Raw genomic sequence first — 23,743 nt, 5'->3', positions numbered from 1 at the left:
CCGAGCGCGCGGCGCCCCCTTACGAAAAATCCGTCCAGCTCAGATGCCGTGCGTCGAGATCGCCGATCGCGACCGTCTCGCGGATTTCTCGCGGCGTATGGAAATTGCTGCGCAGGTACACCAGCGGCGTGGCCGCAGCGGAATGCGAGGCGCTGCGGACCTCGCCGACGAAGATCGAATGCGTTGTCGTTTCGAACTCCTGCGCCAGCACGCAGTCGAACGCAGCCACCGCATCCGCCAGCACCGGTGCGCCGGTCACGCCACGCGTCCATTGCCCGAAGGCAAAGCGATCATCGCCATTGACGCCTTTCTGGCCGCTGAAGGTGAGGGCGAGCAGCGCGTGATCCTCGTGCAGGAAGTTGATGGCGAAAGCACCTTCCTCGCGGATGCGGGCATGTGCGCTGGCGTTGCGGTTGACGCAGACGATCAGCGAGGGCGGCTTGTCCGACAACGAGCAGGCCGAGGTCACCGTCAGCCCCGTGCGCTTGCCGTGATCGGCGCCCACCGTGACCAGCGCCACGGCACCGGCACATTGGCGCATCGCCTGCTTGAAATGCGTAGCGTCGAAAGAATTGGCGTCGAAAGAACTGGCGTCCACCGTCACGCGGAAATCTCCGACAATAGAAGCGGGTGCGGCACGATCGCGCCGCACCCGCTAACAGGTCAAGCCGCCTCCTTCGCGGAGCCGAGATGCGCAAGGCGCGGCATCACCTCGTTCTTCAGCAACGAGAGCGAGTGATGCCAGGCCTCCGCCTTGTGCTTATAGTCGAAGCCGAACACCAGCAGCACGCCGAAGCCGCCGACCTCGTCGTAGATCTTTTCGATCTTCTCGGCGACCGTTGCGGGCGAGCCGACGATCCAGTTCCGCTTGGCGCAATATTCCACCGTGACGTCGCTGTCGGGCACGTCAGGGGCGTGCTTCAGATAATCCTTGAAGCCGAAATGCCCGAGCAGCGGCAGGAAGTACTCGCTCATCATCCGGCCCATCATGTCGCCGGTCGAGAGCTTCCAGGCCTCTTCGTCCGTGTCGGCGACGAACACCTCGCGCACCAGCCGCCAATCCTGCCGGTTCGGCTTGCGTCCGGTCTTGGCCGCGCCGATCTCGACCGAGTCCCAGTGGCTGCCGACATAGGCCGGATTGAGGTTGAGGCTCATCGGGATGAAGCCGCGCTCGCCGGCGAGCTTCAGCGTGTCCGAGTTCTTGGACAGGCCCGCAACGCCGATCGGCGGATGCGGCGCCTGCAGCGGCTTGATGTGGGGCTTGAGGAAATCGAACATGGTGTCCGGCTTGGTCACCGTCCAGTACTTGCCCTTGTGGGTGAAGGGCGCCGGCTCGGTCCACAGCTTCAGGATGATCTCCAGCGCCTCGCGCGTCATGTCGCGGTTCTGTCCGCTCATGCCGTCGACGTTGAACATCGCCCAGTCGCTCGGCAGGCCCGAAGCTGCGACGCCGAAATTGAGCCGGCCCTCGGAGAGATGGTCGAGCATGGCAACGCGGTTGGCGAGCTCGGCGGGGTGGTGATAGGGCAAGAGGAAGCCGCCCGGCCCGATGCGCAAGCGCTTGGTCTGCATCAAGGCCTGCGCGATCAGAAGGTCCGGCGTGGGATTGGGTTCCCAGGGCGCGGTGTGGTGCTCGCCGACCCAGGCCTCCTGGTAGCCGAGCTCGTCGAGCCAGCGCATGACCTGCAGGTCCCAGTCGTTCCCTTCCTTCAGCCCGCACTCCGGCGGATGCGAGGGCATCGTGAAATAGCCGATCTCCATGGGTTTCCTCATCTGATGTTGACGCGTCTTGTCGCGCGTTGACGGAGTTGAGTGATGAAGCTTGTTGAGTGATGAACCTTGAGCAAGCGGTGTGCCAGCGCGGCGGAGCCTCGAATTGAAGAGAAAGGACTGGTTTGCCCGCGCAATAGCCGGTATCTCGACGGGAGCCTGCTGGACATCGTCTCATCTGTCGCGAGACGGCGTCTTGGCCATGAGACGAGGACGAGACCTGATATGACCGAACCCGCTTATGTCGCGGTGGATTGGGGCACCAGCAGCTTCCGGCTCTGGCTGGTCGATCGCGCCGGGCAGGTGATTGCCGAGCGCCGCAGCGGCGAGGGCATGCTGGCGGCGGCGAAGACCGGCTTTCCCGCCGTGCTGCAAGCGCATCTGGCCGCGGTCGAAGCGCCGGATCATCTGCCGGTTCTGGTCTGCGGCATGGCCGGCGCCAAGACCGGCTGGGTCGAGGCCGGCTACGTCGACACGCCGGCACAGCTCCTGGCCGTCCTGAAACAGGCCGTGCGCGTGCCGGGCGAGGCGCGCGACATCCGCATCCTGCCGGGCATCGCCCAGCGAGACGCCAAGGCGCCGGACGTCATGCGCGGCGAGGAGACGCAATTGCTCGGCGCGCTCGGCCTCGATGCCGCGGGCGAGGCGCTGGTCTGCATGCCCGGCACGCATTCGAAATGGGTTCGCGTGAAGGACGGCACGGTCGAAAGCTTCTCCACCTTCATGACCGGCGAGCTGTTCAGCGCTGTCTCGCGCGAGACCATCCTGTCGCTCGCAGTCACCGGCGCTGAAGACTCCGAAGATCTTGCGAGCTTCAAGGCGGCCGTGAAGGCCGCGTTCGACGCCCCGGCCTTTGCCGCCAACCTGCTGTTCACGGCGCGCTCGCGCCAGCTGCTGTTCGGCGGCACGCCCGCCGCGGCGCGCGAGACGCTGTCGGGCACGTTGATCGGTGCCGAGCTGGCAGCAGGGCTTTCCGGCGCAGTACCGAAAGAAGGTGCGACGCTGATTGCCTCGGGCCGGCTTGCAATGCTGTATCGGATGGCTTTCGAGGCGTTGTCGATGACCGCCAAGCCGGTCGATGCGGATGAAGCCGTCCGTCGCGGTCTGTCGATGGCGGCTGCCGCGATCTGGACGAAGTAGAAGGACTGCGAGAGATGAGCGTTCCCTTTCCGTCGATGCAGCGGCCGCTGGTCGCGATCCTGCGCGGCATCAAGCCCGAGGAGACCGAGGCGATCGTCGGCGTGCTGATCGAGGCCGGCATGACCGCGATCGAGATCCCCCTGAACTCGCCCGATCCGTTCCGCTCGATCGGGATGGCGGTGAAGCAGGCGCCATCGGGCGTGCTGATCGGCGCTGGCACGGTGCTGACGACGGCAGATGTCGATCGCCTCAACGACGTCGGCGGCAGGCTGATGGTCTCGCCCAATGTCGACACCGAGGTGCTGGCGCGCGCGCATCAGCACGGCATGGTGACCATGCCCGGCGTCTTCTCTCCGACCGAAGCGCTGCTGGCGGCGCGCTCGGGCGCGTCGAGCTTGAAATTCTTTCCGGCGAGCGTGCTCGGCGCTGCCGGCATCGCCGCGATCCGCGCCGTGCTTCCGGCAGGCGTGATGATCGCCGCCGTCGGCGGCGTCTCCGACCAGAACTTTGCCGAATACATCAAGGGCGGCGTGACCGCATTCGGGCTCGGCTCCAGCCTCTACAAGCCCGGCATGAGTGCGGCGGATGTCGCAGCCCGCGCAGAGGTGACAATTGCCGCTTACGATCGGGCAATTCAGAGCGATTGAACCGACAATAAACTAGCCGTGATCCTGACCTGGCTTATTCTGCCATATGGTGGCGCGATGCCGACATGCGCGCATCATCTTATGCGGCTGGATGAATCAGGAGACCGACATGGCGATCAACAACGTGGCCGACCTGTTCGTGGCAACGCTCGAGCAGGCCGGCGTCAAGCGCATCTACGGCATCGTCGGCGACAGCCTGAACGCGCTGACCGAGGCGCTGCGCCGCCGCGGCACGATCGAATGGATCCATGTCCGGCACGAAGAGGTCGCGGCCTTCGCAGCGGCCGGCGAAGCCGAGATGACCGGGAGCCTCGCGGTCTGCGCGGGCTCCTGCGGCCCCGGCAATCTGCATCTGATCAACGGCCTGTTCGATGCGCATCGCAGCCGCGTTCCCGTGCTGGCGATCGCGGCGCAGATCCCCACCGCCGAGATCGGCGGCGGCTATTTCCAGGAGACGCATCCGCAAAATCTGTTCCGCGAATGCAGCCATTATTGCGAGCTGGTCTCGGACCCGAGCCAGCTGCCTTACGTGCTGGAGAATGCGATTCGCGCGGCGGTGGGCTTGCGCGGCGTTGCCGTCGTCGCGATGCCCGGCGATGTCGCGTTCCGTAGTCCTCCGAAGCGCGCACTGTCGACGACGCGCAGCCTTGCGCTGGCTTCGCCACAGGTCGTGCCGCAGGCGGACGAGCTGAAGGCCCTCGCTGATCTTCTCAACGGCGCCGACCGCATCACCCTGTTCTGCGGCCGCGGCTGCGCCGGCGCGCATGCGTCCTTGATGCAGCTCGCCGAGACCCTGAAGAGCCCGATCGTGCACGCGCTCGGCGGCAAGGAGCATGTCGAATACGATAACCCCTATGACGTCGGCATGACCGGCTTCATCGGCTTCTCCTCCGGCTACGCAGCGATGCACGCCTGCGACGCGCTGGTGATGCTCGGCACCGATTTTCCCTACAAGCAGTTCTTCCCTGATGATGCCAAGGTCGCGCAGATCGACATCCGCCCGGAAAATCTGGGACGGCGCTGCAGGATCGATCTCGGGCTCGTCGGCGACGTCAAGCTCACCATCGAGGCGCTGCTGCCGCTGCTCAAGACGAAGACGCAGCGCAAGCATCTTGACGAGGCCGTCGCGCATTACAAGAGAGCCCGCGAGGGCCTGGACTCGCTCGCCAAGGGCACGCCGGGAGCCAAGCCGATCCACCCGCAATATCTCGCCAAGGTGATCAGCGACCATGCCTCCGACGATGCCGTCTTCACCGCCGATGTCGGCACGCCGACGGTGTGGGCGGCGCGCTATCTCGACATGAACGGCCGCCGCCGCCTGATCGGCTCTTTCGTGCACGGCTCGATGGCCAACGCCATGCCGCAGGCGATCGGCGCGCAGGCCGCCCAGCCGGGGCGCCAGGTCATCTCGCTCTCCGGCGACGGCGGCTTCACCATGCTGATGGGCGACCTGATCACGCTGACGCAAGAAAAGCTGCCGGTGAAGGTGGTCGTCTTCAACAACGGCGTGCTCGGCTTCGTCGCGCTGGAGATGAAGGCCGCGGGCTTCGTCGACACCAATGTCGACCTGGAGAACCCGGACTTCGCCGCGATGGCGCGCGCGATGGGCATCTTTGCCAAGCGCGTCGAGGATCCCGGCGAGCTTCCGGGCGCGATGAAGGAGATGCTGGCGCACAATGGGCCGGCGCTGCTCGACGTCGTCACCGCCAAGCAGGAGCTGTCGATGCCGCCGACCATCACGGCCGAGCAGGTCAAGGGCTTCAGCCTCTGGGTGCTGCGCGCGGTGATGAACGGGCGCGGCGACGAGGTGCTGGACCTCGCGAAGACGAATCTGTTGCCGCGGTGATATCAGCTGGCGCGGTGGTTCACCTCTCCCGAAGGGAGAGGTCGGATCGCATTGAAAATGCGATCCGGGTGAGGGGTTAAGGTTTCGCCGGGTGCTGCGGCCCCTCACCCGGATTGCTGCGCAATCCGACCTCTCCCCGCCGGGGAGAGGTGAAGGTCTGCCAGTGCAGCACGATGCCGATCAGCAGCGCCGGCACGAAGCCGAGCGCGATCAGGAAATGCGGCAGCTCCATCGGCGAGATGAAGGCGATGGCGATATCGGAGATCAGCCACAGCGCTGCGAACATCACCGCAAAATCCGTTCGCGGGCAGCGCAGGTAGTAGAACACGGCGGTGACGACGATGGCGGGTCCGATCGCGATGCCGATCATGATCGCCGTCAGCTCCTTCGGCGTCAGCGCGTCGAGCACCATCGACGCCAGCAGCCAGAGTGCGGCGAACATGGCGACGATGTCGAGCGGATGCCGCAATCCAATTCCTCTCGCGAAGGCGCGCTATCGTTGTGGCCGGACCTGCGGCCGTCAAGTCAAAATGAGCTTATTCTTCGTCGCTTCCAGGCGTCGGACGCAGCATGAAGTGACCGAAAGCGGTGGCGATCGGCCTCTCCGGATCGTCCTGCCAGGCCCGCGCCTCGAAGGCGACGATGCGCCGGCCCTGCTTCACGATCGAGACGTCGGCAAACGTGTCGAGCGCGCGACCGGAGCGCAAATAGTTGACGGTGAGGCCGATCGGCTTGGGCGGTGCCGCAGCGCCGAGCTCGCGCGCCACCCCGATGATGGCGGTGGTCTCGAGGAAGGCGCCGGTCATGCCGCCGTGGATCGCGGGCAGGATCGGATTGCCGATGATCTGCGGCGAGAACGGCATCGTCAGCGTGCCGTCATCGTTGATGCGGATGCCCAGCGCCCGCGCGAACGGGCTGCGCGCAAAGGGCCCGTCCAGATCCTCCGGCGCCTCCAGCGTCGGGATGCTGCGCGCATCCATCCGGCGGTCGGCGAGCATGTTGGTGCGGTTGGCACCGATCATGAAGCAGGCGGTTGCGGTCGCGACCGGATCGTCTTCGGACTCCTGATAGGCCGTGGAGCGTACGAAGGCGATCGAGCGCGTGGTGCGGTAGCAGACCGAATGCGCCTTGATGTCGAGACCCGGCGTCGCCGGCTTCTGGTAGTCGATACGCAGATCGAGGGTTGCGATGGCGCGCGTGCCGTCGAGCGCAAGTTGCACCGCCATGCCGCAGCTCTCGTCCAGCATCGCAGTGACGACGCCGCCGTGCAGCACACCGGTCTCGGTGTCGCCGACGAAGACCGCACGGTAGGGCAGGCTGGACCAGGCCTCGGCCGGCGCGAAGCGGTCGAGCTGGAGCCCGCTGATGTGGCCATAATCGGAGCGGCGGTCCTTGATGGCCTCGGCGAGTTCCTCGAAGGCAAGCGTGGTCGGTAAGGTGCTCATGGGGACGTTCTAGACCAGTGCCGGGCCGCGCAAAACCCCGAATGGGCCCCGCACCGGGCGGTTTGGTCTCGACAGGGCGGGCCGAAGCGCCGATGGTGGACGCTTCGTTCGTCGATGAACTGCAAGGAGCGCCCATGGCCGACCCCGAAACGCCCGCCACCAATCAGGGGCCCGTCACCATTTCGAGCTCCAGCTCGGAGCGGGCGCCGATCATCTATTTCGACGGCGCATCCTGCTTCGGCCACCACAACGGCGCGATCCAGATCGAGCTCGCCGCAAACCTGTTGATGCCGGTCGGCGCCGCCGTCAGGGTCGACGTGGTCCAGACCGCGCACTTACGTTGCAGTGTGGCTGCGGCGCTGGCACTGCGCGAAGCCCTCGACAAGGCGCTGGCGATGTATCAGCAGGGTCAGAAGCAGCCGGTGGCGGAGGAGATACCGGCAGTGAAGAACTGAAGGCGGTTGCGATCGCGTGTCGTGCGATCGCACACTTGCTAAAGCGGAATGGCTTTAGGTTGAATCGATGCCACGGGCTCGCTGCAACCTCTCCCGCTTGCGGGAGAGGTCGCGCCGAAGGCGCGGGTGAGGGCTTTCTCCTCTAGGGGATTGTCCCGTCGCGGAAACACCCTCTCCCGCAAGCGGGAGAGGGAGTGCACCTCCGCTGCAGCGATCGAACTGATCTCATCACGCTCTAATTTAGCTCACATGCACCTTCGGCTTCTTCCCGCCGTTCCACTTGCCGTCGAGCGCGCGCTCGATCTGGGCGGCGAGCTGCAGCAGCAGGCCGTCATTGGCCTGCTTGGCGATGGCCTGGATGCCGAGCGGCAGGCCGTGGTCTTGCGCCGCCATCGGCATCGAGATCGCCGGCATGCCGCAGAGATTGGCGAGCGGCGTGAAGGCGAAGAAGCGCCAGAGATTGTCGAACCAGTCGCGCACATCGGGGTTGTCGGAAATGGTGAGATATTCCCTGGTGCCGACCTTCGGCGTCGGCAGCGCCGTGATCGGGGTCAGGATCACGTCCCATTGCTCGAAGAAGCTGCCGAAGCCGCGCGAGGTCGTGTTGAAAACGGCCTGCATCTTCGCCCGCTCGGCGAAGCTGGTATGGCGCCCGGCTTCCCAGATGCGGATGTTCATCGGCTCGATCAGGTCCTCCGGCGGCTTTTCCAGCCCGCGCGCGGCGAGCATGTTGGAGATCACCACCGCGAAGTTCGAGATGTAGCAGGTGGTCTGCGCCTCGAAGGCGGCGGGGAGGTCGATCTCCGGCAGCGCATAATCGACGTGATGGCCGAGGCCTTCGAGGAAGCGTCCGGTCTTCTCCAGTTCAGTGGCGATCTCGGGCGTCGCGGTGTAATTGCCCCATGTGTGTGACAGCGCGATGCGAAGCTTTGCCGGGTCGCGCTTGATCATCTCGCAATAAGGCTGCGCCGTGGTCCAGAACGGCATGAACTCGCCGGGCGCAGGCCCGCGCGCATGATCGACGAAGGCGGCAGTGTCGCGCACGCTGCGCGACTGGCAGCCCTGGATCGAGACGAGGCCGGTGAGGTCGGACATGTGCGGCGCCAGCGAGAACACGCCGCGCGAGACCTTCAGGCCGATATTGCCGTTGACGCCGGCGGGAATGCGGATCGAGCCGCCGCCGTCGGTCGCATGCGCGATCGGCACCACGCCCGCGGCGACCATCGCGGCGCTGCCCGCCGACGAGCCGCAGGTGGTGTAATCGGTATTCCAGGGATTGCGGGTGACATAGACGGCGGGGTTGTCGGCCGACGAGCACACGCCGAATTCCGGTGTCGTGGTGCGTCCGATCAGGTTCAGCCCCGCCTGGCGGAATTTACCGGTGAGGAACGTATCGGCGCTCGCGCGATTGCCGCGCATCAGCAGCGAGCCCATCTCCTGCAGCCGGCCCTTCATGGTCGGCCCGAGGTCCTTCATCAGGAAGGGCAGGCCGGCGAAGGGACCTGCGAGATTGGCGCCGTCCTTGGCGGGATCGGCGATCACGTCCTCGAACAGCTCAACCACGCCCGACAGCGCCGGATTGACCTTGGCAACGCCGGCGGCGGCCTGGCGCGCCAGCTCCTTCGCCGTCAGCTCGCCCTTGCGGACACGCCCCGCTAGCGCGACGCCATCGTGCTGCGCCCATTCATTCCAGCTCATCGGCAAAGTCATGAAGTCAAAGTCCCCTTAAGGTGCGGCGTCACCTTTTTCGCAAGGGACCGCGTGAATCAACCGAGCCGCCGCGAGGGGCAGGGTTGCATGGGATGGAGGGGTCGCAGAGGAAGGCTGTATCAATCCGACAGTCGTGCGATCACTGCAACCGGTCCGCCACCGGCGGGCCCCTGATGCTCGGCGCCGCCGGAGACATAGACCGCGCCGGTGCCGGCAAGGCCCGCGATCAGGCCGCCGACCGCGGCGCGGGCGTGGCGGGTCGAGCTGATGTCGGTGTCCTCCAGCATGGTGTGGCGAAAGCCGCGCACGCTGCCGTCAGGCGAGGCCTCCGCCTTGGCGAAGATGTTGACGAGCGCGCGGCCCGGCTGCGGATTTGCACCAAGCCCGACGCTCTCCAATGCCGCGGTCACCGCCGCCGCATCGATGGCATCCCCCATCACGGCATGCCCGATCTCGAACTTACTCGCTGAAGATACCGAATTGCCGAGCACGATGACGACGTTGTGCATCAGCTCGATCCCCGACGAGGTCGAGGCGACCTTCGAGAACAGGTCGTAGCGCCGCAGCACGTCCTCGTCCCTGATGTTGGAGGCGATCTCGCCGAGCGCGACCGCAACGCCGAGCGCGGAGGCGCCGCGCGAATAGGCCATCGAGCTGTAAGAGCTCGTCGTCGCCGTCGTGTTGCCGCGCGCATGTGCCGCCGCGACGCGGTCGCTGGTCAGCAGCGGGCATTTGATCTGCACGAAATGGACGTCCGCGGGATCGCTGATGCCGGCATCTGCCATCGCAGCCTTCACGGCCCTGGCCGTCTCGGTGATCTGCGCCGAGCGCCCGAGCTCTTCCGGCAGAAAATCCCGCGTGTGCGCCATGCCGATGCTCAGGCGCTTGCCGGACAGGCCTGCCGGGCGCTCGGCCTCGCTGCGCGTGAACACCGTGATGTGCGGGCTCAGCACGCCCTCGGTGCCGCCGGACATCACGAAGGCGATGCGCTGCTCGACGGCCTCCGGCGACAGGCCGAGCTTGGGCGTCAGCGCCGTGCATAGCGCGGCCACCGCGTATTCCCGGGTAAAATCATTGACGCCGCCATTGCCTTCGGTCTTGCCGAGAACGGCGAGGATCGCGTGGGGATCGATCGCCCCGGACCCGATCAAGTCCATCAGGCCGGAGACGTCGCCGGGGCCCGTGGTGGCGATCCTGAAGACGCCGACCGATGTCGTACGCATGATTGGTCCTTGGTTCGGTGGCCCGGCGAGCCCACCAGCCGTGGAACGGGGGTGATGTCAAGACCGTAGCCCCGACGGAAGTGCGTAGGGCGGATTAGCGAAGCGTAATCCGCCTCTTCTGTCTCCGCGGGGATCAAAGCGGCGGATTACGCCTTCGGCTAATCCGCCCTACAAGATCTTGCGTTGCCCGAGGGGCAAAACACCCGATCGGCTGGTCAATTCGTATGCGCGAAAAGATTCGTCTTTACAGAATTTCCGATTTGTCGCATTCTCCCGCCACCTCATCCCGGTCAGAGGGGCGTATCGCGATCGTCACGAACGTGGGGTGAGCCGTGGTGGACGCTCGTTACACCGGCGCGAAGGATTTTGCAGGGCGGGCAACCGTGAGCGAAATACCTCGCGCACACGACCGGTGTGATCGGCGTATGGCAAAACCGTGTCGTCCTGACGCCCGGGGTCTGTGCGTCAAGTCTTGCGGTGATGTGGCGGTCCAACCGGACGCGCGCGTCAGCTATCGGCAAGGCGACGGGGGCAATAGTGCATCGCTCCCCGGGGAGAGCTCGGCATAAGCCGTAAAACCACTGCGCAGGGAAGGCCGGTTGTTTGGCTTCACCTGTATGCCGCTGTGCAGCCTCTTGTAGCGCAACCTTCGCACAGTGGACCGTGGGTGCCCGGCCGGCACCCGGTCTTCCCTGCGCCCTCTGACAGAGGGTGTCGTGACCAGGCAAAGCTCGGGCCTATTCCGCCGCGAGGATGCAAAGGCATGTCTGCGCGTTGAATGCCAGCTGAAAGAACGACGTGATCGCCTCATACTCCGTCATTGCGAGCGCAGCGAAGCAATCCAGAGTCCCTCCGCGGAAAGACTCTGGATTGCTTCGCTTCGCTCGCAATGACGAGGAGGAGAGTGTGCGCGACATATTCCGCTCTCGTGCCCCGGACGCCATCAGCGCGTTTACGCGCGTCTTCGACGCGCTATGGCAGCGTCCCTTCGACGGTGCGCTGCAGAGCCGGGGCCCATCTCGCCGTATTCCCGTGCCGCCTCTGGGTCCCGGCTCTGCACCGCATCGCTGGCGCGCTGCGCTGCGTCCGGGACACGAGAGCGCGGCCTCAAATCGACGAATGTGGCGAGATGGCATCGGTCGGGCAAAAAAAACCTCTGTCGACGATTGCGCGCCGCACCTTGATGAATCAACCTTGGTTGGTCCATAAGCGGCGTCCCGCGGCCGGTGGTTCGCCCCTGCGCCCGCGTGCTAGGATAGAGGGAATCTCGCGTGGCCAACATCAACCAGAAGATTGCGCAGGAGCTTGGGGTTCGGGCCGAGCAGGTCGAGGCGGCGGTGACGCTGCTCGACGGCGGCGCCACGGTTCCCTTCATCGCCCGCTACCGCAAGGAAGCGACCGGTGCGCTCGACGACGCGCAATTGCGCACCCTGGAGGAGCGCCTGGTTTACCTGCGCGAGCTCGAGGACCGTCGCAAGGCCATCCTCGAATCGGTCCGCGAGCAGGGCAAGCTCGATGCCGCGCTCGAGGCCTCGATCATGGCGGCCGACAGCAAGGCCCGCCTCGAGGACATCTATCTGCCGTTCAAGCCGAAGCGCCGCACCAAGGCGGAAATCGCCAAGGAAGCCGGCCTCGAGCCGCTCGCCAATCAGCTCATGGCCGAGCCCGGCAATGATCCGAAGGTCGTGGCGGAGGGCTTCATCAATGCCGAGAAGGGCGTTGCCGATGCCGCTGCGGCGCTCGACGGCGCCCGCGCCATCCTGGTCGAACGTTTCGACGAGGACGCCGACCTGATCGGGAGCTTGCGCGAGGAGATGTGGACCAATGCGCGCATGGCCTCCAAAGTGCGCGACGGCAAGAAGACCGAGGGCGAGAAATTCGCCGACTATTTCGATTTCTCCGAGCCGCTGACCAAGCTGCCGTCGCACCGTATCCTCGCGATGTTCCGCGGCGAGAAGGAAGAGATCCTCGATCTCCAGATCCAGGCCGAGGCGGAAGCGCCGCCGCCGGGCGTGCCGAGCGCCTATGAATTGAAGATCATGAAGCGGTTCGGCATTGCCGACCTCAAGCGCCCCGGCGACCGCTGGCTGATCGACACTGTGCGCTGGGCCTGGCGCACCAAGATCCAGGTGCATCTCAATATCGATCTACGCATGCGGCTGTGGAACTCGGCCGAGACCGAGGCCGTGCGCGTGTTCGCCTCGAACCTGCGCGACCTGCTGCTGGCCGCGCCGGCCGGCACCCGCGTCACCATGGGGCTCGATCCCGGCTACCGCACCGGCGTCAAGGTCGCCGTCACCGACGCGACCGGAAAGGTCGTCGATACCGCCGTGATCTATCCGCACGAGCCGCAGCGGCAGTGGAACGAGTCGCTGGCGACCCTCGGCCGGCTCGCGATCAAGCACCGCGTCGAGCTGATCGCGATCGGCAACGGCACCGCCTCGCGCGAGACCGACAAGCTCGCGACCGAGCTGGTCAAGGGGCTGCCCGAGCTGAAGATGAACAAGATCGTGGTGTCGGAAGCCGGCGCATCGGTCTATTCGGCCTCGGCATTCGCTTCGGAGGAGCTGCCCGGCCTCGACGTCACCCTGCGCGGCGCGGTCTCGATCGCGCGGCGCCTGCAGGACCCGCTCGCCGAGCTCGTCAAGATCGAGCCGAAGGCGATCGGCGTCGGCCAATATCAGCACGACCTCGGCCAGGCCAAGCTCGCCAAATCGCTCGATGCCGTGGTCGAGGATTGCGTGAACGCGGTCGGTGTCGACGTCAACACCGCCTCCGCGCCGTTGCTGGCGCGCGTCTCGGGCGTCGGCTCCGGCCTGGCCCAGAGCATCGTGGCGCATCGCGACGCCAACGGTCCGTTCAAGTCGCGCAAGGCGCTCAAGGACGTGCCGCGGCTCGGGCCGAAGGCGTTCGAGCAGTGCGCGGGCTTCTTGCGCATCCTCGGCGGCGAGGATCCGCTCGATGCCTCCGGCGTGCATCCGGAGGCCTATCCCGTGGTGCGCCGGATTCTCGAAGCGACCAAGAGCGACATCAAGGCGCTGATCGGCAACGGCGACGTCGTGCGCACGCTGAAGCCGAAGGATTTCGTCGACGAGACCTTCGGTCTGCCGACCGTGACCGACATCCTGCGCGAGCTCGAAAAGCCGGGCCGCGACCCGCGCCCGGCGTTCAAGGCTGCCGTGTTCAAGGAGGGCGTCGAGGAGATCAAGGATCTCAAGAAGGGCATGATCCTCGAGGGGACCGTGACCAACGTCGCCGCCTTCGGCGCCTTCGTCGACATCGGCGTGCACCAGGACGGCCTCGTGCACATCTCGGCGATGTCCAAGACCTACATCAAGGACCCGCGCGAGGTGGTGAAGCCCGGCGACATCGTCAAGGTGAAGGTGCTGGACTTCGAGGTCGCCCGCAAGCGCATCTCGCTGACGCTGCGCCTCGACGACGAGGTCGGCGCCAAGAAGGATGCCCCGGGCATGCAGCGCGACAACAATCAGCGCAACGCCAGCCGCATGACCTCGTCCGCGCCGCGCAAGCAGGAGTCTTCGGGCGGCGGCGCGCTCGCCGAAGCGCTGCGCCGCGCGGCGGAGAAGAACAACGGCAAGCGGGCGTGACCGCTTAACCTCTCCCCGCTCTCTGCGGGGAGAGGTCGGACCTCGCTCCATCCACGTCGTCATTGCGAGCGTAGCGACTTGTCCGCCGAAGCCTTCGGCGAAGGCGGAAGCAATCCAGACTCCCGCCGCGGAAAGACTCTGGATTGCTTCGCTGCGCTCGCAATGACGAGGTGAGAGTAGCGCCCCCTAACACCCGCGTCAGAATCTGGCGCGTTTGTAAGTTGAAGATGCCGGTCCCTTGCTCTCATCTGATCGTCCTCGGGCGGCGCCAAGGCGGCCGCACGGCAAGGAGGACGCTTCGATGAACAACAGGCTTCTCAAAGGCCTCACGGCGAGCGTGATCGCGGCCATGATGGCGGTCGCGTCACCGGCGCTCGCGCGCGGCGGCTTTGGCGGTGGCGGCCATGGCGGCGGCGGGCATGGTGGCCATTTCGGCGGCGCTGGGCATTTCGGCGGTGGCATGCACGCCGGCGGCTTTGGCGGTATGCGGGCTGGCGGCATGGGCGGTGCGCGCTTCGCTCACGTCGGCGGTTCCGGCTTCGGCGGGGCACGGTTCGCGCATGCGGCGATCGGGCCGCGCTTCGCCGGCGCGGGCTGGCATGGCCATCACGGCTTCCGCCATCACCACCATTTCCGTCGGTTCGCCGTCTTCGGCGCCCCCTATGTCTACGCCGGCTACAATGACGGCTGCTGGCGCAGGAGCTGGACGCCCTATGGATGGCAATGGGTCAATGTGTGCGGAGACTATTGGTACTAGCATCGCCGTGCCGCACCATTGTCGCGATCGCCACCGGGCGGTTCCGTCCAGCCCCGGAACGGGATAGTCTGGTGGCGATTGTCGCGCGGAGTTTTGCATGACCGGAGGTCACCGTCGCATCCTGGTCGTCGAGGACGATCCGGAGACCGCAGGCCAGCTCGTCGAGGAGCTGACGGTTTCGGGCTACGACGTCGACCTCGCCGCCACCGGGCGCGAAGCCCTCAGCCATGGCGCCGCGCGCGACTATGCGGTGATCACCATCGACCGCATGCTGCCCGATATCGACGGCATCAGCGTGATGCGCCAGCTGCGCGACGACGGCGTTGCCGCCCCCTTCCTGATCATCTCCGCGCTCGGCGAAGTCGACGACCGCGTGCGCGGCCTGCGCGCCGGGGGCGACGACTACCTCGTCAAGCCGTTTTCCTTCACCGAATTGCTGGCGCGGCTCGAGGCGCTCGGCCGCCGCAGCGAGACCATCGCCAAGGAGACGCTGCTGCGCGTCGGCGATCTCGCCGTCGACCTGATCGCGCGCAGCGCCTCTCGCCGCGGCCGCAAGATCCCGCTGCTGCCGCGGGAATTTCAGCTGCTCGAATATCTCGTCCGCAACGAGGGCCGCGTCGTCTCCCGCGCGATGCTGCTGCAGCACGTCTGGGACCTGCATTTCGATCCCTCCACCAACATCATCGATGTCTATGTCGGCCGCGTCCGCCGCAAGGTCGACGATGCCCAGGCCTATCCGCTGATCCACACCATCCGCGGCATCGGATATTGCCTCCGTGCTCCTGGTTAAGACGCTTCGCTCCTCGACCTTCCGCCTGGCGCTGATCGCGATCGCAGCGTTCGGAATGATCGTCGCGGCGATCATGGCGTACGTCTATTTCGGCACCTTGGCCTATGTGGAGAGCCGGCTCGGCACGGTCGGCGATCATGACGGCTTCACCGGCATGATCGAGCTCGCGATGGCTGCCGTCGCCGCGCTCCTGCTGGTGCTCGCCGGGCTTGCGGCCGTGCTGGTGACGCGGCGCACCGTGGGGCGGATCGAGCAGATCAATGCCACCAGCCGCGCCATCATGCTCGCAGGCCTCGACCAGCGCATCCCCTTGCGCGGCAGCAACGACGAGTGGGATCGCGTCGCCGAAAACCTCAATCAGATGCTCGACCGCATCGAGACGCTGATGGGCGAGGTCAAGCAGGTCAGCGACAATGTCGCGCACGATCTGCGCACGCCGCTGACGCGGATGCGCGGCCGGCTGGAAAAGGCCTATCACGCCCCGCGCAACAGCGAGGCGGATGCGGCGCTGATCGGCGACACCATCGCCGATCTCGATGCCGTGCTCGGCATGTTCGCCTCCATCACGCGGATCTCGGAGATCGAGACCCGCGCCCGCACCGGCGCCTTCCGCGCGCTCGATCTTTCCGAGATCGCCGCCGAGGTGGTCGAGCTCTACGATGCCGCCGCCGAGCAAGTTGCCACGCGCCTCAGTTTCGATGGCGACCGCGAGGTCGCGATCACCGGCGACCGCGACCTCTTGTTCGACGCCATCGCCAATCTCGTCGACAACGCGATCAAGCACGGCCGCAAGGGCGGGCAGGTGATTGTGAGCTGCCGCAGGGCCCATGGCGGCGCGGTGATCTCGATTGCCGACGACGGTCCTGGCATTCCCGCCGAGCAGCGCGATCATGTCTTCAAGCGCTTTTACCGGCTCGAGCAGAGCCGCTACACGCCGGGCAATGGTCTCGGCCTCAGCCTCGTCGCCGCGGTCGCGCGGCTTCATGGCGCCGAGATTGCGCTGCATGATAATGCGCCGGGCCTGAAGGTCGAGCTCAGCTTCCCGCCGATTTCGGCGAAGTGAGGCTCGGTGACTCAGAGCTCGATCACGCCGCGGCGTGCCGCATGCGCGACTGCATCGGTGCGACCGGTGGCATCGAGCTTGTCGAGCAACGAGCCGACATGGAATTTCACGGTGTGCACGGAGATGCCGAGCTGCCGCGCGATCATCTTGTTGGAGGCACCCTCGGCCATCAGCGCCAGCACGTCGAGCTCGCGCTGCGTCAGCGCGATGTCCGCAGGGCTGATGCGCGGATCGCGGGCGACAATCGTCGCCGCGGCGGCTTCGCCGGGCGCAGCGAGGCGCAGCCCGGCGACATTGCCGAGTAGGGCCGACAGGCGATCGGCGAGGGCGGGATCGTCGATCTCCAGGGCGAGTACGATCTCGGCCGTCTTGTCCTCGCTCACGCCTCCGGCCTCTCGCCGACCGTGACCTTGAAGCTGACCGGCTCGCCGCCGCGGCGCGCGGCGACCTCGACCACCACGCCGACGCTCGCAGGTCCCAGCGCCTGCGACAGCGCGCGCACGCCCGACAGCTTTTGATCGTTGACCGCCACGATCACGTCGCCCTGTCGGATACCGGCCGCGGCGGAAGGCCCGGCCTTGTCGACATTCATCACCATCGCGCCGATGCCGTCGTCGAGGCGCACCGGCTGCAGCCCGAGGCCGAGATAGCCGCGCGCGATGCGGCCGCGGCTTTCCAACTGCGGCGCGACGCGCTCGATCGTTGCCGTCGGTATGACGAGCACCCGCCGCGGCCCCAGCACGGCCATGCCGAAGGCGTCGCCCGATGCGTCGAGCGCGAGGCCACCCTGCTGACCGCGGCTGAGGCGAACGTCGAGCTCGATCCGGGCATCGATGTCGCCGCCGCGCAAGGAGCGCCAGCTCTTGCCGGACGCCGATACCATTCCGAGCGCCGCGCTCGGCGTCTCGCGGTTGGTGGCGACAACGATCGACAACGTGCCAAGCGGTGGGACCGTGGTGGCAAGCTTGACCGGCGTGACCGCGGCCTCGGTGCGCAGCAGCGCAATGTCGGTCGTGTGGTCGCGCCCGGCGATCGTGGCGGCGGCCCGGCTGCCGTCGGCGAGGCCGATCTCGACCTCGCCCTCGTCGGCCAGTGCCTCGTCGGCGGTGACGATCAGGCCGCTCTTCCAGGCAAAGCCGGTGGCGCGGGAACGATGCGAATGCACGGCAACGACGGACGGCGCGGTGCGCGCCACCAATCCCGCGAGCGCGAACGACAGTGAGGACAGGGGACTAAGATCGGTCATGGCGGGCTCCTGTAAGTTGCCCTCAATCTGGGATGCCGCAGGCGATTGCGAAACTGGCCGGGTGGCCAGGAGCAGAACGAGGACCAGAACAGGGGAGAGCGGCGGACCTCCGTAGGACCACGGCCGACGAACATGTGATTGGGAGCGCCTCACGGGAACGTGTAGCAATCCCGAAATTGCGCCCCGTGGCCTCTAGGATTTCGAGCCCTCATGACAATCGACCTCACCCGCCGCAGCCTGCTGCAACTCGCCGGCGCCACCTCGCTCGCGATGGCCGCCGCAGCCGCGGCCCGTGCCGAGGGCACACCGCAGGGCGGCGGCCCGACGTTTGCCAGCCGCACGCCGATGCGGGTCGGCATGGTAACGCTGCGGGTGAAGAACCTCGACAAGGTTGCCGATTACTACCGCGACGTGATCGGCCTCACCGTGATGGAGCGCTCGGCGGCCACAGCCAGGCTCGGCACGTCAGGCCTCACGCTGCTGGTGCTGGAGGCCCGGCCCGATGCGGCGATCGAGCCGCGCAGCGCCGCCGGCCTCTACCACACCGCCTTCCTGATGCCGACGCGCAAGGATCTGGCGCGCTGGCTGGTTCACGCCGCCTCGCACCGCGTGCCGTTGTCGGGCTTTGCCGATCACCTCGTCTCCGAATCCGTCTATCTCGACGACCCCGAAGGCAACGGCATCGAGGTCTATGCCGACCGCGATCCCTCGCAATGGCAATGGAGCGAGGGCAGCGTGAAGATGGCGACGGACGAGCTCAACATTCCCGACCTGCTGTCGCTGACCAACACGCGCATCCCTGATTACGCCAAGGCGCCGGACGGAATGCGCATCGGCCACATGCATCTGCGCGTCGGCGATCTCGCGCAGGCCGAGAGCTTCTACCACGGCACGGTCGGCCTCGACCCGACCCGCAAGCGCAACGGAGCAGCGTTCCTGTCGTCGGGTCGCTATCACCATCACCTCGGAATGAACGTCTGGCAGAGCCAGGGCGCCGGCCAGCGCGACGAGTCCGCGACCGGCCTTGCCTGGTTCTCGCTGGTGATGGCAAAGCCGGAGCTGCTCGCCGCGCAGGAAGAACGGCTGCGCAAGGGCGGCGCGAAAGTCACGCCGCTCGCGGACGGGGTGGAGGCGGTCGATCCCTGGGGCACGCGGGTGCGTCTGCTCAGGGTTTGATCGCCGGCGCCGGCATTGGTAAGAGCAGTCAGACGCAAACCAATCGACCGGGATCCGCGCCGACAATGTCCGAATTCCACGGTGTCTTTCCGTACCTCGTCTCGCCCGTCGATGCCGATGGCACGGTGCGGACCAACGTGCTGGCAAAACTCTGCGACGACCTGATCGGCGCCGGCGTGCACGGGCTGACGCCGCTGGGCTCGACCGGCGAATTCGCCTATCTCAACGCCGCGCAACGCACGGCGGTCGTGCAGACCACGATTGAGGCCGCGCAAGGCCGCGTGCCTGTTGTCGCCGGCGTCGCCTCGACTTCGACGGCGGATGCGGTGGCGCAAGCGAAAGCCTACCAGAAGTGTGGGGCCGACGGCATCCTGGCGATCCTGGAGGCGTATTTCCCGCTGGCCGATGCGCAGGTCGAATCCTACTTCCGCGCCATCGCCGATGCCGTGGACATTCCCGTCGTCATCTACACCAATCCGCAATTCCAGCGCTCCGATCTCACCCTCGACGTCATCGCGCGTCTCGCCGAGCATCCGCGCATCGGCTACATCAAGGATGCCTCGACCAACACCGGCCGGCTGCTCTCGATCATGAACCGCTGCGGCGACGCCTTGCGCGTGTTCTCCGCCTCTGCCCACATTCCGGCAGCAGTGATGCTGATCGGCGGCCGCGGCTGGATGGCGGGACCTGCCTGCATCATCCCGCGCCAGAGCGTCATGCTCTATGAGCTCAGCAAGGCCGGCCGCTGGAACGAGGCCATGGCGCTGCAGCGCCGGCTTTGGCGCATCAACGAAGCCTTCGCCCGCTTCAATCTCGCGGCCTGCATCAAGGCCGGCCTTTCGATCCAGGGCTATGACGTTGGCGAGCCCATCCCGCCGCAGGCACCGCTGACGGCCGAGGCGCGCAAGGTGGTGGAAGCGGCGTTGCGCGAGCTGACATAGCTGTTTGCCACGCGGCAATATGCCCCGGCACCCCTGCGGGAGCCAAAAAGGCCCTTACCCGCCCAACCGAGAAACTTCCGTCCGTTTGCGACGTTGCTGCGTCAGCGACCTCTGTCGCCTACGCATGCGCATGTCAGAGCCCGCGTTCAGCACAAACACGGTGGTCACCAATGAATCGTCGCTACGCGATTGCCGCGGCCGCCTTCGCCGCCCTGCTGCTCGCCGTCACTGCCGCGAAGATCCTGCATGTCCCGATCTCATATGTCCCTTGGGCGGCGCCCTCCGCACGTGCCGTCGAGCAGCGCGGCCCGCTGTCGGATGGCGAAAAGGCAACCATCGACATCTTCGAACGCGTATCGCCGTCGGTCGTTCAGGTCGCGGCCAGGTCGGCGGCAAGTCCCCTCATGGGCGAGGAAGGCCAGGGCGGTGGCGGCGCCTCCGGTACGGGATTCGTCTGGGACGGCGAGGGTCACCTGGTGACGAACAATCATGTCATCGCCAATGGCGGCGAGATCGCCGTGCGCTTTGCGTCGGGTGAAGTGGCCCAGGTCGACCTGGTCGGCACGGCGCCCAATTACGATCTCGCGGTGCTGCGCATCCGCAGCGTGCGCCAGCTTCCAGCGCCGATCGCTCTCGGCAGCTCGAGCGACCTGAAGGTCGGGCAATCCGCCTTCGCGATCGGCAATCCCTTCGGGCTGGATCAGTCGATGACCTCCGGCATCATCAGCGCGCTCAAGCGCCGGCTCCCGACCCATGGCGGCCGGGAGATCGCCAATGTCATCCAGACCGATGCCGCGATCAACCCGGGCAATTCAGGCGGCCCGTTGCTGGATTCCGCCGGCCGGCTGATCGGCGTCACCACCGCCATCATATCGCCGTCCGGCTCGAACGCCGGCATCGGCTTTGCGGTGCCGGTCGATGTCGTGAACCGGATCGTGCCCGAGTTGATCCGCAATGGTCGCGTGCCGACGCCCGGCATCGGCATCGTGGCCGCCGGTGAGGATGTCGCGACGCGGCTTGGCGTCGAGGGGTTGATCGTGGTGCGCACGTCCCCCGGCAGTCCTGCCGAGCGGGCAGGCATTCGCGGCGTCAACTTTTCGACGGGCGCGGTCGGAGACATCATCACCGCGGCCGAAGGCAAGCCGGTGCGCCGCCTCTCCGACCTGACCGATGCGCTGGAGCAGGCCGGGGCCGGGAAGACCGTTCGGCTCACGGTCAAGCGCGGCTCCGACAGCCGCGATGTCAATGTGAGCATCGTCGATATCGACCGGTCCTAGAGCATGATCCGGAAAAGTGTGAAGCGGTTTTCCGAAGAGATCATGCTCAAACAAAGACCTTAAGCGCGATGACGATTCGTCCAAATCTCATCGCGCTTTAGCCGATCCGCGCCTGCAAGGGCTCTGATGCGCATTGCAGATGTGCCGGGGCTCGGTTGTCTGGCGCGCAAAATCGGTTAAAACCGCCGCGGTCGTTTTCCGGATCTCGAGGATACAGCGGAATGAACATTCTTCCCGGCAATTTGCGTTTCGGAGCGGGGCAGCCCGTCAAGCGTTTGGAAGATCAGAGGCTACTCACCGGGAAGGGACAGTTCATCGACGACAAGCCTGCGGACGGCGCCTTGTGGTTGCACCTGCTGCGCTCGCCGCACGCCCACGCGAAGATCGTCGCGATCGACACCAGTGCCGCGGCCTCGATGCCCGGCGTCGCCGCGATCTACACCGGCGCGGACCTCATCAAGGACGACATCGGCACCATCCCGACGCTGAACATCTTCAAGCGCCCGGACGGCAAGCCGATGACGGTGCCGCCGCGCCGGCTGCTCGCCCACGAGGTCGTGCGCTATGCCGGAGAGGCCGTGGCCGCGGTGGTGGCATCATCGCGCGTGGAGGCGCAGAGCGCGGCTGAAGCGATCGCGGTCGAATATGACGTGCAGCCCGCGGTGGTCGATCCCGTCGAGGCGGTGAAATCAGGCGCGCCCGTGGTGTGGCCGGAGGCGCCCGACAACATCGTCGGCGCGATGGCTTACGGCGATGCCGCCAAGGTCGACGAGGCCTTTGCCAAGGCGGCGCACACGGTCGAGCTCGATATCGTCAGCCAGCGTCTCGTTCCGTCCGCAATGGAGCCGCGCTCGACCATTGCCGAGATCGACAAGAAGTCCGGCCGTCTCCTGCTGCACGTGCAGTCGCAGACGCCGGCCTCGACCCGCGACGTGCTGGCGGAAGCCGTGCTCAAGCGTCCCAAGGACAGCGTCCGGGTGCTGGTCGGCGACATCGGCGGCGGCTTTGGCCAGAAGACCAATCTCTACCCCGAGGACGGCATCGTCGCCTATGCCGCGACCAAGCTGAACAAGAAGATCCGCTGGCGCGGCGATCGCACCGACGAATTCGTCGGCGGCACCCACGGCCGCGATCTGACCTCGACGGCCTCCTTCGCGCTGGACGAGAAGGGCAAGGTGCTGGCCTATCGCGTCAAGTCGATCGGCTGCACCGGGGCCTATTCCTCAGGCGCGGCCAACATCATCCCGCTGGTGCTCGGGCCGTTCGTTCAGACCGGTGTCTATGACCTGCCGCTGGTGCACTTTGAGGTGAAGACGGTGATGACCCACACCGCGCCCGTCGGCGCCTATCGCGGCGCGGGCCGGCCTGAGGCCGTCTTCATCGTCGAGCGCCTGTTCGACGCTGCTGCGCGAAAAATCGGCATGGATCCACGTGCGATCCGCAAAGCCAACTACATCAAGCCGGCGCAGCTGCCCTATACCAATGCGGCCGGCCAGGTCTACGATTCCGGCGCCTTCGCGCACATGCTCGATCGCGCCGTGAAGCTTGCCGACTGGGACGGCTTCGCCGCGCGCAAGAAGGCCGCGAAGAAGAAGGGCCTGCTCTACGGCCGCGGCCTCACCTCCTACATCGAGTGGACCGGCGGCCGCGCCCACACCGAGAAGGTCAGCCTGCACGCGACCTCGCTAGGGCGCGTCGTGCTGCATTCCGGCACCATGGCGATGGGGCAGGGCTTGCAGACCACCTACACCCAGATGATCTCCGACTCGCTCGGTATCCCCATGGACAAGATCGACGTCGTGCAGGGCGACACTGATCTGGCCATGGGCTTCGGTAGCGTCGGCTCGCGCTCGCTGTTCGTCGGCGGCACCGCGGTCGCGGTATCCTCCAACGATCTGATCCAGAAGGCGCGCGAGAAGGCGGCGAACGTGCTGGAGACCTCGGTCGAGGACATCGAATATCAGGGCGGCTTGCTCACCGTGGTTGGCACTGACCGCCGCATCAGCCTGTTCGATCTCGCCGAGAAGGAGAACGGCGCCAAGCTCAGCGTCGATTCCGAAGGCGAGGTGGATGGACCGAGCTGGCCGAACGGCACGCATATCTGCGAGGTCGAGATCGATCCCGAGACCGGCGTCTCCAAGGTCGTGCGCTACACCACCGTCGACGACGTCGGCGTCGCCGTGAACCCGATGCTGGTCACGGGGCAGATCCATGGCGGCGTAGCGCAGGGCATCGGCCAGGCGCTGTATGAGGGCGTCTCCTACGATGCCGACGGCCAGCTGCTGACCGCGAGCTACCAGGATTATTGCATCCCGCGCGCCGACGACGTGCCGCCGATCGTGGTGACGCTCGACGACACCGCGCCCTGCCGCACCAATCCGCTCGGCGCCAAGGGCTGCGGCGAATCCGGCGCCATCGGCGGCCCGCCTTGCGTCACCAACGGCGTGATGGACGCGCTCGCCGAGCTCGGCATAGACCAGCTGAATACGCCGCTGACGCCGCAGAAGATCTGGCAGGCGATCCGGGACGCGAAGGCGGGCTAACGGCCACAGTGCACCGTCATTGCGAGCGTAGCGAAGCAATCCAGTTTATCTCCGCGGAAAGATTCTGGATTGCTTCGTCGCAAGAGCTCCCCGCAATGAACGGCGG

At 66.4% G+C, this 23,743-nt stretch carries 20 protein-coding genes; 12 read left to right on the top strand and 8 right to left on the bottom strand.

The annotated features are described in order from the left end of the window. Nucleotides 1–19: 19 nt before the first annotated feature. Nucleotides 20–541 (bottom strand): flavin reductase family protein, encoded by a 522-nt coding sequence (locus tag ACNJYA_RS33890; RefSeq protein ID WP_210268486.1) that lies wholly within the window; start codon nucleotides 539–541, stop codon nucleotides 20–22. A 122-nt stretch (nucleotides 542–663) separates the two neighbouring features. Beyond that, nucleotides 664–1,761, bottom strand: a complete 1,098-nt coding sequence (locus ACNJYA_RS33885) for an LLM class flavin-dependent oxidoreductase (protein ID WP_439403504.1) — start codon at nucleotides 1,759–1,761, stop codon at nucleotides 664–666. A gap of 234 nt (nucleotides 1,762–1,995) precedes the next feature. Between ACNJYA_RS33885 and ACNJYA_RS33880 the strand changes: the two genes are divergently transcribed. The 3 genes from ACNJYA_RS33880 (at nucleotide 1,996) to poxB (ending at nucleotide 5,403) form a co-directional block, all read left to right on the top strand. After that, a complete protein-coding gene (locus ACNJYA_RS33880; protein ID WP_439401509.1) occupies nucleotides 1,996–2,910 on the top strand; it encodes a 2-dehydro-3-deoxygalactonokinase in 915 nt (304 codons plus the stop codon). Nucleotides 2,911–2,924: 14 nt separating this feature from the next. Further along, nucleotides 2,925–3,557, top strand: a complete 633-nt coding sequence (locus ACNJYA_RS33875; RefSeq protein ID WP_439401508.1) for a 2-dehydro-3-deoxy-6-phosphogalactonate aldolase — start codon at nucleotides 2,925–2,927, stop codon at nucleotides 3,555–3,557. A 109-nt stretch (nucleotides 3,558–3,666) separates the two neighbouring features. Beyond that, on the top strand, nucleotides 3,667–5,403 hold the full coding sequence (gene poxB / locus ACNJYA_RS33870; protein ID WP_439401507.1) for a ubiquinone-dependent pyruvate dehydrogenase: 1,737 nt from the start codon (nucleotides 3,667–3,669) through the stop codon (nucleotides 5,401–5,403). 76 nt (nucleotides 5,404–5,479) lie between these two features. Here poxB and ACNJYA_RS33865 read toward each other — a convergent pair whose 3' ends face one another. Next, complete coding sequence (locus ACNJYA_RS33865; protein WP_439401506.1) at nucleotides 5,480–5,872, bottom strand: hypothetical protein; 393 nt, start codon at nucleotides 5,870–5,872, stop codon at nucleotides 5,480–5,482. A gap of 67 nt (nucleotides 5,873–5,939) precedes the next feature. Next, nucleotides 5,940–6,848, bottom strand: a complete 909-nt coding sequence (locus ACNJYA_RS33860) for a PaaI family thioesterase (RefSeq protein WP_439401505.1) — start codon at nucleotides 6,846–6,848, stop codon at nucleotides 5,940–5,942. Nucleotides 6,849–6,982: 134 nt separating this feature from the next. Here ACNJYA_RS33860 and ACNJYA_RS33855 point away from each other — a divergent pair, with 134 nt between their 5' ends. After that, a complete protein-coding gene (locus ACNJYA_RS33855) occupies nucleotides 6,983–7,303 on the top strand; it encodes a hypothetical protein (RefSeq protein WP_172788450.1) in 321 nt (106 codons plus the stop codon). Between the two features lie 240 nt (nucleotides 7,304–7,543). Here the strand turns inward: ACNJYA_RS33855 and ACNJYA_RS33850 are convergent, their stop codons facing one another. Continuing rightward, on the bottom strand, nucleotides 7,544–9,013 hold the full coding sequence (locus ACNJYA_RS33850; RefSeq protein WP_439401504.1) for an amidase: 1,470 nt from the start codon (nucleotides 9,011–9,013) through the stop codon (nucleotides 7,544–7,546). A gap of 119 nt (nucleotides 9,014–9,132) precedes the next feature. Beyond that, nucleotides 9,133–10,236 (bottom strand): ring-opening amidohydrolase, encoded by a 1,104-nt coding sequence (locus tag ACNJYA_RS33845; protein ID WP_439401503.1) that lies wholly within the window; start codon nucleotides 10,234–10,236, stop codon nucleotides 9,133–9,135. Nucleotides 10,237–11,507: 1,271 nt separating this feature from the next. Between ACNJYA_RS33845 and ACNJYA_RS33840 the strand changes: the two genes are divergently transcribed. From ACNJYA_RS33840 to ACNJYA_RS33825, 4 genes are all read left to right on the top strand, one after another. Beyond that, a complete protein-coding gene (locus tag ACNJYA_RS33840) occupies nucleotides 11,508–13,844 on the top strand; it encodes a Tex family protein (protein ID WP_439401502.1) in 2,337 nt (778 codons plus the stop codon). Nucleotides 13,845–14,145: 301 nt separating this feature from the next. Beyond that, nucleotides 14,146–14,601, top strand: a complete 456-nt coding sequence (locus ACNJYA_RS33835; RefSeq protein ID WP_212259847.1) for a hypothetical protein — start codon at nucleotides 14,146–14,148, stop codon at nucleotides 14,599–14,601. Nucleotides 14,602–14,698: 97 nt separating this feature from the next. Then, the gene (locus tag ACNJYA_RS33830; protein ID WP_172788444.1) at nucleotides 14,699–15,391 is read left to right on the top strand and encodes a response regulator transcription factor; all 693 of its coding nucleotides are present in this window, start codon (nucleotides 14,699–14,701) and stop codon (nucleotides 15,389–15,391) included. Further along, a complete protein-coding gene (locus tag ACNJYA_RS33825; protein WP_439364580.1) occupies nucleotides 15,378–16,454 on the top strand; it encodes a sensor histidine kinase in 1,077 nt (358 codons plus the stop codon). Before ACNJYA_RS33830 ends, ACNJYA_RS33825 begins: the two co-directional genes overlap by 14 nt. An 11-nt stretch (nucleotides 16,455–16,465) precedes the next feature. Here the strand turns inward: ACNJYA_RS33825 and ACNJYA_RS33820 are convergent, their stop codons facing one another. Both ACNJYA_RS33820 and ACNJYA_RS33815 read right to left on the bottom strand, forming a co-directional pair. Then, on the bottom strand, nucleotides 16,466–16,837 hold the full coding sequence (locus ACNJYA_RS33820; protein WP_271508700.1) for a response regulator transcription factor: 372 nt from the start codon (nucleotides 16,835–16,837) through the stop codon (nucleotides 16,466–16,468). Then, complete coding sequence (locus ACNJYA_RS33815) at nucleotides 16,834–17,700, bottom strand: S1C family serine protease (RefSeq protein WP_439364579.1); 867 nt, start codon at nucleotides 17,698–17,700, stop codon at nucleotides 16,834–16,836. Before ACNJYA_RS33815 ends, ACNJYA_RS33820 begins: the two co-directional genes overlap by 4 nt. 210 nt (nucleotides 17,701–17,910) lie before the next feature. On the opposite strand from ACNJYA_RS33815, the gene ACNJYA_RS33810 reads away from it, so the two are divergent. The 4 genes from ACNJYA_RS33810 to ACNJYA_RS33795 all read left to right on the top strand — a co-directional run bounded on the left by ACNJYA_RS33810 (nucleotide 17,911) and on the right by ACNJYA_RS33795 (nucleotide 23,637). Next, complete coding sequence (locus tag ACNJYA_RS33810) at nucleotides 17,911–18,876, top strand: VOC family protein (RefSeq protein ID WP_439364578.1); 966 nt, start codon at nucleotides 17,911–17,913, stop codon at nucleotides 18,874–18,876. Between the two features lie 65 nt (nucleotides 18,877–18,941). Further along, entirely contained in the window at nucleotides 18,942–19,817 is an 876-nt protein-coding gene (locus ACNJYA_RS33805; RefSeq protein ID WP_439364577.1) for a dihydrodipicolinate synthase family protein, read from the top strand. A 170-nt stretch (nucleotides 19,818–19,987) separates the two neighbouring features. Then, the gene (locus ACNJYA_RS33800; RefSeq protein WP_439401501.1) at nucleotides 19,988–21,094 is read left to right on the top strand and encodes a S1C family serine protease; all 1,107 of its coding nucleotides are present in this window, start codon (nucleotides 19,988–19,990) and stop codon (nucleotides 21,092–21,094) included. Nucleotides 21,095–21,315: 221 nt separating this feature from the next. Continuing rightward, a complete protein-coding gene (locus ACNJYA_RS33795) occupies nucleotides 21,316–23,637 on the top strand; it encodes a xanthine dehydrogenase family protein molybdopterin-binding subunit (protein ID WP_439401500.1) in 2,322 nt (773 codons plus the stop codon). The last annotated feature ends 106 nt before the right edge of the window (nucleotides 23,638–23,743 follow it).

This window comes from Bradyrhizobium sp. BLXBL-01 (assembly GCF_051853025.1).
GTDB lineage: Bacteria > Pseudomonadota > Alphaproteobacteria > Rhizobiales > Xanthobacteraceae > Bradyrhizobium.
This window is presented reverse-complemented; position numbering and strand designations above follow the sequence as displayed.